This is a genomic window from Nicoliella sp. ESL1113 (assembly GCF_058509245.1).
The window spans coordinates 157,821-171,749 of sequence record NZ_CP196388.1 but is presented as its reverse complement, the minus strand read 5'-3'; the positions used below and the strand labels follow the sequence as shown (position 1 = coordinate 171,749).

Annotated in this window: 14 protein-coding genes; 9 read left to right on the top strand and 5 right to left on the bottom strand. The window is 35.7% G+C overall.

What is annotated here, in order from left to right; all coding sequences use genetic code 11:
* Positions 1-152: 152 nt before the first annotated feature.
* Complete coding sequence (locus ACSYTJ_RS07505) at positions 153-890, top strand: SGNH/GDSL hydrolase family protein (protein WP_491720231.1); 738 nt, start codon at positions 153-155, stop codon at positions 888-890.
* 129 nt (positions 891-1,019) lie between these two features.
* On the top strand, positions 1,020-1,793 hold the full coding sequence (locus ACSYTJ_RS07500; RefSeq protein WP_491717626.1) for a hypothetical protein: 774 nt from the start codon (positions 1,020-1,022) through the stop codon (positions 1,791-1,793).
* Positions 1,794-1,876: 83 nt separating this feature from the next.
* Here ACSYTJ_RS07500 and ACSYTJ_RS07495 read toward each other — a convergent pair whose 3' ends face one another.
* Positions 1,877-2,302 (bottom strand): hypothetical protein, encoded by a 426-nt coding sequence (locus ACSYTJ_RS07495; RefSeq protein WP_491720230.1) that lies wholly within the window; start codon positions 2,300-2,302, stop codon positions 1,877-1,879.
* A gap of 6 nt (positions 2,303-2,308) precedes the next feature.
* Positions 2,309-3,058 (bottom strand): hypothetical protein, encoded by a 750-nt coding sequence (locus tag ACSYTJ_RS07490; protein WP_491720229.1) that lies wholly within the window; start codon positions 3,056-3,058, stop codon positions 2,309-2,311.
* A gap of 166 nt (positions 3,059-3,224) precedes the next feature.
* Between ACSYTJ_RS07490 and ACSYTJ_RS07485 the strand changes: the two genes are divergently transcribed.
* The 5 genes from ACSYTJ_RS07485 to ACSYTJ_RS07465 all read left to right on the top strand — a co-directional run bounded on the left by ACSYTJ_RS07485 (position 3,225) and on the right by ACSYTJ_RS07465 (position 7,745).
* Positions 3,225-4,262, top strand: coding sequence for an NADH:flavin oxidoreductase/NADH oxidase (locus tag ACSYTJ_RS07485; protein ID WP_491720228.1), 1,038 nt, complete (start codon positions 3,225-3,227; stop codon positions 4,260-4,262).
* Positions 4,263-4,455: 193 nt separating this feature from the next.
* Positions 4,456-5,103, top strand: coding sequence for an NAD(P)-dependent oxidoreductase (locus tag ACSYTJ_RS07480; protein WP_491720227.1), 648 nt, complete (start codon positions 4,456-4,458; stop codon positions 5,101-5,103).
* An 11-nt stretch (positions 5,104-5,114) separates the two neighbouring features.
* Complete coding sequence (locus tag ACSYTJ_RS07475; protein ID WP_491720226.1) at positions 5,115-5,603, top strand: thioredoxin domain-containing protein; 489 nt, start codon at positions 5,115-5,117, stop codon at positions 5,601-5,603.
* 110 nt (positions 5,604-5,713) lie between these two features.
* Positions 5,714-7,138, top strand: coding sequence for an SNIPE associated domain-containing protein (locus tag ACSYTJ_RS07470; RefSeq protein ID WP_491720225.1), 1,425 nt, complete (start codon positions 5,714-5,716; stop codon positions 7,136-7,138).
* Positions 7,139-7,220: 82 nt separating this feature from the next.
* Positions 7,221-7,745, top strand: coding sequence for a hypothetical protein (locus tag ACSYTJ_RS07465; protein ID WP_491720224.1), 525 nt, complete (start codon positions 7,221-7,223; stop codon positions 7,743-7,745).
* 48 nt (positions 7,746-7,793) lie between these two features.
* Here ACSYTJ_RS07465 and ACSYTJ_RS07460 read toward each other — a convergent pair whose 3' ends face one another.
* A complete protein-coding gene (locus ACSYTJ_RS07460; protein ID WP_491720223.1) occupies positions 7,794-9,560 on the bottom strand; it encodes an ABC transporter ATP-binding protein in 1,767 nt (588 codons plus the stop codon).
* 191 nt (positions 9,561-9,751) lie between these two features.
* Here ACSYTJ_RS07460 and ACSYTJ_RS07455 point away from each other — a divergent pair, with 191 nt between their 5' ends.
* Entirely contained in the window at positions 9,752-10,687 is a 936-nt protein-coding gene (locus ACSYTJ_RS07455; RefSeq protein ID WP_491717634.1) for an L-lactate dehydrogenase, read from the top strand.
* Positions 10,688-10,741: 54 nt separating this feature from the next.
* Here ACSYTJ_RS07455 and ACSYTJ_RS07450 read toward each other — a convergent pair whose 3' ends face one another.
* Complete coding sequence (locus ACSYTJ_RS07450) at positions 10,742-12,151, bottom strand: Na+/H+ antiporter NhaC family protein (protein WP_491717635.1); 1,410 nt, start codon at positions 12,149-12,151, stop codon at positions 10,742-10,744.
* A gap of 682 nt (positions 12,152-12,833) precedes the next feature.
* On the opposite strand from ACSYTJ_RS07450, the gene ACSYTJ_RS07445 reads away from it, so the two are divergent.
* Positions 12,834-13,364 (top strand): hypothetical protein, encoded by a 531-nt coding sequence (locus ACSYTJ_RS07445; RefSeq protein WP_491717636.1) that lies wholly within the window; start codon positions 12,834-12,836, stop codon positions 13,362-13,364.
* A 29-nt stretch (positions 13,365-13,393) separates the two neighbouring features.
* On the opposite strand, the gene ACSYTJ_RS07440 is transcribed toward ACSYTJ_RS07445, so the two are convergent.
* Positions 13,394-13,876, bottom strand: a complete 483-nt coding sequence (locus tag ACSYTJ_RS07440; protein ID WP_491717637.1) for a hypothetical protein — start codon at positions 13,874-13,876, stop codon at positions 13,394-13,396.
* Between the last annotated feature and the right edge of the window lie 53 nt (positions 13,877-13,929).

Below are 13,929 nucleotides of genomic sequence, written 5' to 3'. Positions count from 1 at the left end.
TGCTAATTCATAAATATGTTTTTATTATATATTATATTGGGAAACCACTGTTAAACGTTTTTAATTTTTATTATTATTTTAATATAAGACTGTTTTTTATATATTTTATTTTGCAAAGTGTATAATCAGTAACAATTAGGAAGTGATTAGCTTTGAACGTAAAATTAAGTGGAATGATGAATTTGATCAGTGATGAAATTACTAGTAATCCATTTACTCGCAAGCACATTTTAGATGATCCCGATTATATGCAATTTAGTAAATCCCAGGGTGCTGGAGTCTTAAAGGGGAAGCGGATTGCCTTTCTTGGGTCATCGGTGACGAAGGGCTTTAAGTCCCATCACATTTCATTTGTTGATATTTTAGCTAGTAATGATGGCATCGTTCCAGTTAAAGAGGCTATTTCTGGAACTACACTAGCTGGTTCATCCAATCTGACTTATCATAAACGGTTAGTGAATAATATTTCAATAAACGATTCGTTAGATGCCTTTGTCTTGCAGTTGTCAACTAATGATGAATCTTCAAATAAGCCGCTGGGGCAAACTGCATTGACTTATGACTACAGTGCATTTGATACTGATACTACGATTGGGGCAATCGAATTTATTTTGAGATACGTTAACGATTACTGGGACTGTCCAGTTTTAGTTTATACTTGTGTTAACGAAAAGCATCCTGAGTATGCACAACTAGTTAATTCGCTTTATGAATTACAGAAGAAGTGGAAGTTCACAATTTTAGACTTGTATAATGACAAGGACTTGAATCTGAAGATGAACAACTTACAAAATAATTATCTAAATGATGATTTTTTGCATCCGACGATTAAGGGCAACCACTTATTAGCACCATTATTTGAGAAAAAGCTAGTTCAGATACTTCAATGAATAGCAACAAAAAGTTATTGATTGCTAGTTTTTAAAGTAATATACTTTGATTAAGTTTCATCAAATTAGTTCGGTAACATTGAATCATTTTTGTTACTTGATAAATTTTATTTAAGGAGATTTCATTTTATGACAGATATGGAAAAAGTAATATCAGTAATGTTAGGTAAAGAGATCAAGATTGAAAAGATTATTAATTCTAAAAAGTCAGAAAGCACGAATAGTTGTTATTTTGTGATCAAAATGTCAGATGGAAACATTTACCAATTATCCTTTAGTGACCATTCTTCAAGTAACCATGTTGGGAACTTAAAGCAGCTACAATCTGAATTAAATGCTAAAAAAATCGATATGGATCTGACAGAGGTTATCTATCTATTTATCGGTCCGTATGATGTATATAATTATCATAATACCCAACCAGATTATTATGGGATTTCGCTAGCGAAGCCATATGACTTTGATGCTAGCTCCCTAGTTAATAAGTATGCACTCCAACAGGCTTTTGTAAGCAATGCCTATACAATTAAGAGTTCAGAATTAGTTGAAAACAACTTGGCCTTGAAGATAACCTATCGTAACTTTACTGATACATATGAGGAAACCGAATACTATACTAATTTTGTGCCAATCGTTACTGATTTATCGCAAATTGCTTTGATCAAATACTTGCTAGAAAATAATGATGCGAGTGAGGTTAGAAACCTTTACTATGACCATAACGATATTAAAAGCGTTCCAGTGGATGAGTATATTAAGCAGTTACGCGTTAACCATAGTGATGAAGAAATTAAAAGTGAAAAACTATTAGATTTAAAATCTAACCATCCAGATGATCCATCAGATCCATTTTACTTTGTCTTAAATGATGAAAAATTTGTTCTGCAAAAAGTAGCAAAGTAGCAGGTTCGCTAACTTGTTGTTCTTGAGAACATAAAAAATGCCAGTGAAATAATCGCTGGCATTTTTTCTTTAACTAGATTGGATTAACTTATAAATTTTAAACTAGCCCCTAATGGCGTTATTTTTGTATTGATGAACTCTGTAAGATCACCATCTATCAACCCAAGGGAATCCATGTAGTGGTAGAAAGCTTGCTCATCTTTATCACCATCAATGAATTCCTCCACGTCACTTTGGAAATAGATTTCACAATCTTCAACGAATTCATCCATCCAAACGTTTAGCATCGTATAAAAATCACGGTACTGATAAGCAGGGCTCAATGACATTAAATCAGGGATGATTTCGCATGCAATGTCATTTGCCTCATCTACATTTGTGGCAATGACTTGGATTGTTTGCCCCTTCTTGGAATCTTGCTCTTTTGCCGTTAATGATCTTTCGATATTGAAATTATCCAAATCAAGCTTACTAACTAGTTCCAGAGGTAAAATTAGTTGTAATTTCATAATCGGTTATGCCTTCAAAAAAAAGCATTTAGGTGGCTGATCTTCATAAGAAGTAATTTCAGCCAGTGAAATTTTTCTTAAAATGTCAGTCCCAATAAGAATTGAAGTTCCGTCAATTCTAGGATTAATAATTGAGATAGAATTCTCCCTATCACTATTGTAATCGCCCACTAAATCAACTCTTTTATCCTTACTATCTTCTTTGAAGTAGTCGATGATATCTTCAAAATTATTATAACTAGTTTCGGGGTAATTCTTTTTACATTCATCTTCAATTAATTTTTTAACATCAGACTTACCTAATAAGAATGAATGAATTTTAACGATCTTATTTTCATTAGGGTGGTTCCACCAATCACTGGAACTCTTTTCTTTTTTTAACGTGATCCAATTAATTAAATATAATCCAGAAACGTTGGATTGAGGATCGAACAATGGTCCATAAGAATCCTCCGAGTTATTTGTTAATTCAAAAGCAAAGGTCCTTAATTCACCATACTTGGATGGATTAGGATAAAAAATGGCTGATTTTTCATCAATGTATATTGTTTGTTGGACATCCTTAGTAGGATCCTTGAAGAATAATTTAACATCGATCCTATCGAACTTATCCTCTACGTCATTTTTAATAATTTCATAACCATTATAATTGATAAAGCAGGTATTCATTAATTCGTAGAATTCGTTCGTAATGTATAAATGTTTATCCAAGAATTCTGAAACTAGGTTTGAAGCATCTAGATCGTTTTCTTGCATCGCTTATCCCAACTTTCCACTTTTGTAGTTAAAACTTGTAAATGATTACTTAATATATGTTCAGATTAATTATAACATTTATATCTATATTTGATACCGTTGTAAATAATGGTATGTCCCTTGTGTTTTTGCTATACTTTAGTAAGTAAAGAAGGGACTGATATAAATGAGTTTATTGCTTTCTCCAGTAAAAATTGCGAACTTGGAACTTAATAACAGAGTCGTGATGTCACCCATGTGCATGTATGAAGTACGTAATAAAGATGGCATTTTAGAGCCGTTTCATTTTGCTCATTATGGGGCCAGAGCGTTGTCAAAGGTAGGGCTGATAATTACTGAGTCCACCGCTGTGCAACCTGATGGTCGAATTTCTGATAATGATTTGGGGCTTTGGAATGATGCCCAAGCCGATAAATTAAGTGCGTTAGTTAAGATGCTTCATTCTTTTGGAACCAAGGTGGGGGTGCAACTGAACCACGCTGGTAGAAAAGCTGAGGATGCTGAAATTGTGTCAGCACCCAGTGCAATTCCATTTAGCGATTCATATTCGGTTCCCCATGAATTAACTGATTCTGAAATTATTGAAGTTAAGGATGCATTCGTGCGTGCTGCTGAACGTGCTAAGCGGGCTGGAGTTGATGTGATTGAAATTCATGGTGCTCATGGTTATTTATTAGATCAGTTTTTATCTGCGTTAACTAACCAACGCACGGATCAATATGGTGGTTCATTGGAAAACCGCTACCGATTAGTTCATGAAATTATTACTGCGGTTCGGGCTCGGTTTAGCGGTTCGCTGTGGATTCGATTATCATTGACTGACTACGATGATTCGGGAGTTCAAAACTCAATTGAAGATTGGAAGCGGGTTGCCAAATGGCTAGAAGCAGATGGGGTTGATCTAATCGATGCCTCAACTGGAGGGTTGCTCAATAAGGCTCCTAACATCCCAGTTCACGATGGCTATCAAACGCCATTTGCAACCGAATTGAAGCACGCCGTTTCAATTCCTGTTGCTACGGTGGGGTTATTGGACAATCCAGGACTATGTGAATACATCTTACAAAATCAACAAGCAGACTTGATTTTAGAAGGGCGGGCCTTGATACGCAACACAAATTGGCTAATCGATGCTGCTTATCAATTACATGATCATGACTTTAAACCTTATAATAATTCTTATGAACGGGGACAAAAATATTAATTGATATGGATTAACGATGATTCATTGTTAGGGAGTGTGCTGATTGAGCACACTCTTTTATTATTGAGACTAATCTTTCCGTAATTATAAATAATTTGTTATATATTATAAATTATATAAGTTCAATTTAATTGCCATCATCAACGATATCATTAAAATAGTAACTATATTAATTGAACGGGGAGAAATGAAAATGAAAATTGCAGTAATCGGTGCGACAACTCTAACTGGTAATCAAATTATGCGCCAAGGCGTGATGACTGGGAATCAAATGACCGCCATTGATGAGGATGCGGACAAGGCAATTGCATTATTTGGTCAAACAACGCCACTGATTGCTGGAAATCCGATGGAGTTGATTAAAGAGCAATTGGAACAATTTGACGTAATCGTGGATGCCTATTTGCCTAAGCCAGACCAGGCATACTTACAAGTGGATCTAGCTACCAAGTTAGTGGCGATGTTTCGCGAAACGCACGCGCCTAAGTTGATCTTTATGTTAGGGGCGAACAGTCTGTTGACGGGGCATCGCTATGAGCATCTATTAATTCAGGATTTGCGTAATGTACCAATGATGAGGCCGTATTTACCACTATTTAGAGAGCAGTTAAATGAATATCTGTTTTTACGTGACATTAAAAATGTGAACTGGTTAGGAATTTCCCCAGCGATTGACGTATATAAAGGGCCGACTACGAAGTATCAATTAGGTGATAACCATGTGTTGCGGAACAAAGATGGCAAGTCGCAGATCTCATATTCAACACTAGCTAAAGCGGTGATTGATGAAATCGAAAAACCAGCCCATCACACGACGCGATTTACGGTTGCAGAAGAATAGGGGGAATCTCAATGTCAGCAATTCCAATTGATAGTCAAGACACTTTGAATTTAGGGGAGAATGATGCCCCCCACCAATTGACGGTCGTCATGAATCTGAGTTGTCGTTATTGCAAAAAGTGGTGGAGTCGCAATGCTAAAAACATTGAAACTGCAATCGCTGGAGGAAGATTAAGTCTGCACATTAAATTTTGGACCAAGGATAAGGCGGCTTTAAGAATTGGCAATGTGGCCCACGAATACGTTGACTTTGCTCATCCGCAAGCGGCCTTTGCGTTCGTTCAACGCTTAGTACAGAATCAAAATCATTTTAAACGTTACTCGGTAGGTCAAGTTCCAAAATATTTAGAATCAGAATATGGGGTTATCAAGCATAACACTAGTAAAGAGACACAAAAAACAACAAGGGAGCTATCAGCTGCTGGAGTTCGTGGGATCCCTACGATTATCTTAGATGGTGAATGGCATGATAGTTATGAGTATCGGCTAACGAAGTTATAAATAATAAAAGATACCTATTATTGGTATCTTTTTTATTATAAAAAATAACTTTGGATTATTAATATAACATGATAAAATTAAATGATTATAAAAAAGGAGATACATTCCCAATGTCAATCTGGAGTAGTATGGTTTCATGGATTAAGGATGCAATTAATGTTAATAGTTTTAAACAAGAAATAGAAACTTTGAATAATATTGTTAATAAACTTAATGATGAAGTTAAATATTTAGAAAAGCAAAATTCAAAAATGGAAAAAGAAAATAATTTCAAGCTTTCTATAAAACAAATGAATCTAGTTGATTTAAATCAAGAAATTGATAAATTAAGAGAAGAAAGTAATAACCTAGACAGTGACATCAGGAAAAGAAGAGAAAATTTAAAGTACTTAATTCGTAAAATCAGTCAAGAAAATAATCGCATTGAAGATTTAAGGGCAGAAGTAGGTGACTTAAGCTCTCAAGTTGAAATAAGTGATTATGGTTTATTTGATCCAAACTACGAATTTGAACATTCCTGGCAATATAAAGATTATTTGAGTGAAATTCGTTCAAAACAAAAGGAACTTGTTAAGAGTAAAAAAGGTGTTAGCTATAATCCTAATTGGACTGTTAATAATAAAAAATCTTTAGGACGAAAAATGAATAATAATCAAATTAAAGCTATTCTTCGTAGTTTTAATAATGAGTGTACAGAAGCAATTAAGAAGGCTAATCATTCAAATTATGACCGAGTGAAATTAAGGATTACTAAATCATTTGAACAACTAAATAGAATGTATTCTGTTAATGAAATTAGTATTCGAGATAATTATCTTAATCTTAAATATAAGGAACTTGAAGTTGCCTTTAAATATGAGTGTAAGAAACAAGAGGAAAAGGAAGAATTACAAGAACAACGTAGAATTGAACGTGAAAATGCTGCTTTAAAACGTGAAACAGAAAAACAACAAAAGAAAATACAAAAAGATGTTGACCATTACAACAAGGCAATTGATGAATTAAAAATACGTCTTCAAACAGAAAAAGATAATGAAGGTTTAATTAAAGAAATAAATAGCCTAAAACAACAAATTTTAGATAAAAACTCTGAGTCTAAGAATTTAAATAATCGTGTATATAATGCTCGAGCTGGATATGTTTATATTATTTCTAATATTGGTTCATTTGGTGATGACGTTGTTAAGATTGGTGTAACTAGAAGACTTAATCCAGAGGAAAGAGTTAAAGAACTTAGCAGTGCTTCGGTTCCGTTTAAATTTGATATTCATGCTTTTATATATAGTTCAGATGCATTTGATCTTGAGAATAAGTTGCATCGTCATTTTAATTCTCACCGTGTTAATATGATTAATAACCATAAAGAATTTTTTAACATATCAATTGAAGATATAGAAAAAGAGATTAAAAAATATGATAATGTTACTGTAGATTTCAATGAATATCCAGAAGCAGATGAGTATCGTCAAACTATGAAAATCGAACAAGAAAAGAAAGAAAGAAAAGACGTAAAAGAATTACTTAGTGCTAAATAACATATGATTTTAGCTCTTTTTACGCTTTTCTAATCTGCCTCAATTGGTATACAATAGTTAAGATGACATTACACAGAATGGAATGGTGATTATCAAATTAAAAATTACTGCTCAATACCTATTGGATGGAATCATTAGCTTTTTTGCCTGCTGGTTAGTCGTTCTCTTTTTAAGAACGGTTCTACCAGCAAGTTTGACCCATGGTAATATTCCTGAAATTCCTCCAACCCCAATCTCTGATTTCATGCTAATCATTATTTTATCTCTTTTGATCGTTGGGATTGGTTGGTTATTAAACGTTAACTCTAATCAACAATTAACAGGTCATGAAAATCAATCAAATTTCTGGAAAACTTTGAACTGGATTGCGATGATTTTTATTTTGCTTTCAATGGTTGGGATTAGCCTGGTTTCGAACGAAGGGCCGTTCGATGACTTAATGAACCTTGCACTTTCAATTAGCCAGTGGTTGGCAGTGATCATGGCATTGCTGAACCTAATTGGCACGTTTAAATTTAATAGCCGTGATTGGTACCGTTTTGCGTTAGAATTTGAAATGTTAACAATCGTTGTATTTTGGTTAAACCTTTGGATTTCACCGGTTTAAAAATAAATCAGGACCGATTCGCTTAATAAACGAATCGGTCCTGATTTTTTATTCAAATTGAGCATTATACAGTTCAGCATATTGACCATTTTGTTTCATCAATGAATCGTGGGTACCGCGTTCAACGACTTTGCCATTACTCATTACAATAATTTGATCTGCATTATGAATCGTTGATAGTCGATGGGCAATTACGATTGACGTTTTGGACTTTAAAAGATTATCCAATGCGTGTTGAATGGCCTTTTCTGATTCATTATCCAAACTGGCGGTGGCTTCGTCTAAAATAATGATGGGGGCATCTTTTAACAGAGCCCGTGCGATTGAGATCCGTTGCTTTTGGCCGCCAGATAACTTAACCCCACGTTCACCAACTTGGGTGTTGATATCATTAGGCAGTTGCTGAACGAATGTTGCTAAGTCTGCTAATTGCAAGACTTGCCAGATTTCTTCGTCGGTGGCGTTTTCACGTCCGTATAAAACATTGTCCTTGATGCTACCATCGATAATGAAAATATCTTGGGAAACGATGGCGATGTTGGAACGCAGTGATTTTAAGTCAATTTCTGCAATTGGGACGTTGTCAAAATAAATATTTCCTCGATCTAGGTCATAGAAACGATCGATCAATCTGGTGATCGTAGTTTTGCCAGATCCAGAAGCCCCGACGATTGCTGTTGTCTTACCATATGGGACCATGATGCTCACATCGTCAATAATGGGGCGGCTTTGCTTTTGTTGATCATTAGCTTGGTAGGTAAATGAAACGTGTTCAATTTTAATCCCAGCTTTAATGTTTGGGAACTGACGGGGATGTTTGCAATTGATCACCTTCGGGGTTTCATCTAAAATCGTTTTGATTCTCCCGTATGAAACCAAGGCTTGTTGGAGTTGGTTCAACAAGCGCGTGAATGATTGAATCGGACTTTGGACCATTGCAACATAACTAATGTAGGCCACTAAAGCACCGATCGTTAAATGGCCCTTGATGATAAAGTAAGCCCCCAGCAATAGGATGATTGCGACTCCAGTATAATTGATTCCATCAATCAACGGGTTGAAGATCGCTTGATTACGTCCAGCGTCAATTAAGTCTTTGCGGTTATTTTGTGCCAACTGGTCGAATCGTTTGGCTTCAAGTTCCTCGTTGGTAAAACTTTTGATCAAATCAATTTCGGTCAATGTTTGCTGCATTTGATTTGACATCAATGCCTGTGAATACCGCGCTCGATGGAAGGCGTTCCGAATTCTTTTCCGAAAGACGCGGTAGACGATAAACATTAACGGGAATGTTAAGCTAACCGCTAGTGCCATTTGCCAGTTGATATAAAAAATTAACGCTAGCACCCCGATAAGCGTAAACATATTTCCCACAATGCTCAGCATATTTGCAGAAATTAAGCTTTGCAAATTATTGATGTCACTAGTTAGCCTTGTCATTAAGTCACCCGTTTTACTGGATTCAAAAAAACGTGTGTCCATTTTTAACAAGTGTTGATAGAGTTGATTTCTTAAATCCGTGATTGCATTTTGACTCATGATGCTCATAAAGTATGTTGAAACGTAATTGAAGATTCCTAACACGATTGCTGTTAAGATCAGTAAGCCAATTACTATCAGTAATGATTGAAAGTTTTGGTTGGGGATGACTTTATCGATTATGAACTGCTCAATTTGTGGCATTACAAATTGCAATATGGTAATAATAGTCAATGCTAATACGTTTAGGAATAACAGCCAGGGTTTATTTAAAACCTTGCCAAATACGAACTTAAACATAGCAATTAGTGATGCATCGGATCGTTGTGAATTCATTATTAATTTCACCTCTGTAAAATGATAGAACATTACTATGATATGCTGATAAAAAATAAAATGCTATTAAGGAGTATCATCTTCGTTTAATTAAAATTAGATTAGAATTTAATGTTGAAATGATGTGATAGTGTGCTATACTAAAATCATTGTTAAAAATGAACATAACTAATCTAAGGGGATGGATACATATGACAAGAAAAGTTGGAGTTATTGGAATGGGTCACGTTGGTGCAGCGGTTGCTCATCATATCGTAGTGGATGGGGTTACCGATGAGTTAGTCTTGATCGATACGAATGAAGATAAGGTCAATGCAGATGCGACCGATTTTCAAGATGCAATGTCTAATTTACCTGAACATACTAACATTACGGTGAATGACTATTCGGCATTAAAGGATGCTGATGTCGTCATTTCCGCAGTTGGTAAAATTTCATTACAAAAAGATAATAAGGAACACGATCGCTTTATTGAATTACCATTTACCAAGAATGCGGTGCGAGACGTCAGTGAAAAACTCAAATCCTCTGGTTTTAAGGGGGTTTTAATTGATATTACCAACCCGTGTGATGTTATCACGATGATGTATCAGAAGTTTACGGGCTTTCCTAAACATCGCGTGATCGGGACCGGGACCCTGTTAGATTCTTCACGAATGCGACGGGCAGTTTCTGGTGAATTAAAGATTGATCCTCGTTCTGTTGGTGGGTATAACCTTGGAGAGCATGGTAATTCTCAATTTACCGCTTGGTCGACCGTTAAGGCATTAGGGCGACCAGTCGCTGAAGTAGCAAGTGAACGCAATGTTGACTTAGCAGATCTAGATGAAGTAGCACGAGCTGGTGGCTATACCGTTTATCATGGTAAAAAGTACACTAACTATGGGATCGCATCTGCTGCGGTTAAGTTGGCAAAGGTCATTCTAAGCGACGCGCGTGCAGAACTGCCAGTCTCGAATTGGAATGAGGAATACCAAACCTATCTTTCATATCCAGCGGTCATTGGTCGTGATGGGGTTGTTGAACAAGATAAGCTTAACCTTACCGATGAGGAAAAAGAAAAGCTCAAGGCATCTGCTAATTACATTAAGACACGGTTCGATGATACCGTTGCTAGTATGGAATAAAAATAAAATAGCCTGAACGTGAATTTGACTTCACGTTCAGGCTATTTTTGATGATTATTCAGTTACAGCTTTATTATTTTCTTTTGGTTCATGAATGTGCTTGATTTTGAAACCAGTCAATGCACTGAGAATCGAGAATACTGGGGAGAATAAACTTAAGAATACGAATGGGATGTAAGCCATTGTCGGAACCCCTAATGTGGCGGTAACGAAACTACCGGCAACCCCCCATGGAATTAAGTAGGTAAGGGCGGTTCCACCATCTTCTAGCGCCCGACTTAATGCGATTGGGGCTAAATTGTGCTTTTTAAATGCCTTACTGAATGATTCACCAGGCAGGATCAATGATAAGAATTGTTCACCAATGAAGAAGTTGACCCCAAAACAGGTAATGATGACAGAAATGATCAATGAGGCAGTAGAGTTTAAATGGCTGGTCAATGGAACCATGATGGCCTTAATGATGCCTAAGTTGATTAGTAATCCACCAATTGAAAGGGCTACGAAGATTAATGCAACGGTTCCCATCATCCCAGCAATTCCACCACGGGTAAGTAACATATCAACTCTTTTATCACCGGTTTGGGATACGAAACCGCTTTGAATCACATTATTGATTTTGACGAGGTTCAAGCTAGGCATCCGAATTAAGCCCATAATCCCAGACACTAATAGGTTGATGAAAAGGGTGGGAATCGTTGGAATCTTGATCCATGCACAGATGAATAACAGAAATACTGGGATTAAAGAGATTGGTGAAATCAAGAAGTGGTGTTGTAAGACGCTAATCGTTTGGTCCACGCTTGTAAAGTTAGCGTGTCCTGAGTGTTGACCTAAAAAGGTGTAAAGGATGAAGGCAACGATGCTGGCTGGAATAGTTGACCACATTAGATTTTTAATATGGTCGATTAAATTAGCGTGGACTACTGATGCTGCAACGTTAGTGGAAACGGAGAGTGGGGATGCTTTATCACCGAAAACAGCACCGGAAAGAATGGCTCCAGCGGTCATTGCTGGATCAACGCCGAGCGTTAAACCGATTCCCATGAATGCAATTCCTAGGGTAGAACAAACGGTGAATGCACTTCCGATCACAGCACCCATGGTCCCACAAATCACAAATACTGATGGTAAGAACCATTGGACGTTGATTAGTTTAAATCCGTATACCATTAAAGTGGGGATAATTCCAGTAGCGATCCAGACCCCGATCAATGACCCGATCAACAAGAAAATGAACAGGGGCAAGATTCCTGATTTAATACCAACAATAAAGCTATCGTTGATTTGATCCCAGCTGAATCCACGCCACTTAGCCCAAAAAATTAGGAGCATGATCCCAAATAGGATCGGGACCTCTGGTGAAATATGTAATCCAATGATGCCAATTGCCATTAGGGCAAGAATACCAATTAAAATAATGATGCTTTCAGTTAATTTTAGTTCTGGTTTTTTATTATTCATAATGTAGAATCCTCTCTTTGATTAATATTCGCTGATTTAATTTGCAATTAAAGAATTGGTTTTGATATCGAACAACGCCACCGCAATTATTATTATTTAGCATTAGAAATCCCTCCTTGAAAATAAAAAGTCCCAATTACAAATAAATGTAATTGGGACGATGTGGACGACCGCGGTACCACCCAGCTTAACACGTTCAACGTGTTATCTCACTAGATTAATAATGGGTCTAGTTATTATCCATTTAGATTATGCTTTAATGTATTTCGTATTCATTACCCTGATCGGTTCGCAGCAACCACCGACTTCCTGACTCCCAGGCAAGAATCTACTTAATTAAAATCTAATTTTTTATTAATATGTTTATAATAATAACACCTTTTTTTTAGATTGCAACCATTTTATTAAAAAAATTTAAAAAGCGCCAACCGTCCTTGACGATTAGCGCTATACTTTAATTCATTAATCAGATAATTATAAAAGAGATTTCAGAACATTATTAAGTCGAATAAAGGCAACTAATAAACTAAAGTACGAATTTATTGTAACATACAGTTTAAAATTATTTCAATTTTTAGTAGTTATTATTAAGGTTTAATTGTAGCTGTTCAAATTAAAATTACTATCATGTAGAATTGCAAATAACGTTGACCTTACATCAAATTGAACAGGGGGATTATATTTGAAAGCCAAATGGGCAGCGATTGCAATTGCTGGTTTAATTGGGATGGCCTCGATGCCAACGCCGTTTGCTTCAGCAAAAATGCAAGTGACTAAAACAGTCCCAAAAGCATATCATGGTAGCTGGTATGGGGCCAATACTAAAAATAATCGGGATTTAATTTTTATTTCAAATCAATATGTAATTACAGGAAGTTATTCAAAATACAATCAGAAGACTCATAAAATCCAATATAACTACGATACTGGATATTTACCAAAGGGAACGGGGTCAAAGAAGCTGGTATTCAAGAAAATTCCTAAGGGTGATGGTCAGTATGGGACCACCTATACTTTCAACCAGGGGGATGATATGGATGATCAGTTGCCAACTTTTTGGACTAGTAAAATGAAAATCAATGGTAAGATGCAAACGGTCCTTAAAGCTTACCAAAACTACGGTGAAGTTGAAGTTTATACTAAAAAACCAGTGAACAAGGACTATTCATATACCATTAAGAGTAAGAATATTGGTGCTCAAATTGGAAAATAAAAAAACTAGCCAAGTGGCTAGTTTTTTTATTATTTATAAGCATTTTGAAGGACTTTACCGTTTTGTACTGAGTACAAGACCTTGCTATGATTGCTAGGATCCACCATGTTCATAGTGAATTCTTTATCTTTGGTTTGTTTGGATACATTAGCTGAGGTCTTTTCTAGCCCCTTAACGAAACTAGTCCAGGCGTTGATTCCCTCTGAATTATTTTCATTACTTAATTTAATGATTTGCTTAAGGTCCTTACTGATTGGAACCATTGTAACAGTATCGCTACCTTGGTCATAAGAAACCTTGAACAACTTTTTGTAATTTTTCTTTAATGAATCAACAAAGTTATTGATTGCAATTTGTTGTCTTTGAGCTTGTGATGATTCTGAATTAGCAGATGAGAAGTAAGTAGCAGGTAGGCTACTTTTGGCAGGTGCTTTTTCATGATTTTGACAAGCAGCTAATGTAAGCGATGAAGCTAAAACCATAATTAAACCAATAATTTTAGATTTACGCATCTATATATTCATTCCTTTATCTAACAAGTTATTTACTATCATATCATTAATAA

Coding starts and splice junctions, on each gene's coding strand:
- ACSYTJ_RS07480 (WP_491720227.1), top strand. CDS start 4,456: ATGAAAATTGCAGTAATCGGTGCGACAACTCTAACTGGTAATCAAATT.
- ACSYTJ_RS07475 (WP_491720226.1), top strand. CDS start 5,115: ATGTCAGCAATTCCAATTGATAGTCAAGACACTTTGAATTTAGGGGAG.
- ACSYTJ_RS07440 (WP_491717637.1), bottom strand. CDS start 13,876: ATGCGTAAATCTAAAATTATTGGTTTAATTATGGTTTTAGCTTCATCG.
- ACSYTJ_RS07460 (WP_491720223.1), bottom strand. CDS start 9,560: ATGAATTCACAACGATCCGATGCATCACTAATTGCTATGTTTAAGTTC.
- ACSYTJ_RS07465 (WP_491720224.1), top strand. CDS start 7,221: ATGGTGATTATCAAATTAAAAATTACTGCTCAATACCTATTGGATGGA.
- ACSYTJ_RS07500 (WP_491717626.1), top strand. CDS start 1,020: ATGACAGATATGGAAAAAGTAATATCAGTAATGTTAGGTAAAGAGATC.
- ACSYTJ_RS07470 (WP_491720225.1), top strand. CDS start 5,714: ATGTCAATCTGGAGTAGTATGGTTTCATGGATTAAGGATGCAATTAAT.
- ACSYTJ_RS07450 (WP_491717635.1), bottom strand. CDS start 12,151: ATGAATAATAAAAAACCAGAACTAAAATTAACTGAAAGCATCATTATT.
- ACSYTJ_RS07490 (WP_491720229.1), bottom strand. CDS start 3,058: ATGCAAGAAAACGATCTAGATGCTTCAAACCTAGTTTCAGAATTCTTG.
- ACSYTJ_RS07495 (WP_491720230.1), bottom strand. CDS start 2,302: ATGAAATTACAACTAATTTTACCTCTGGAACTAGTTAGTAAGCTTGAT.
- ACSYTJ_RS07455 (WP_491717634.1), top strand. CDS start 9,752: ATGACAAGAAAAGTTGGAGTTATTGGAATGGGTCACGTTGGTGCAGCG.
- ACSYTJ_RS07485 (WP_491720228.1), top strand. CDS start 3,225: ATGAGTTTATTGCTTTCTCCAGTAAAAATTGCGAACTTGGAACTTAAT.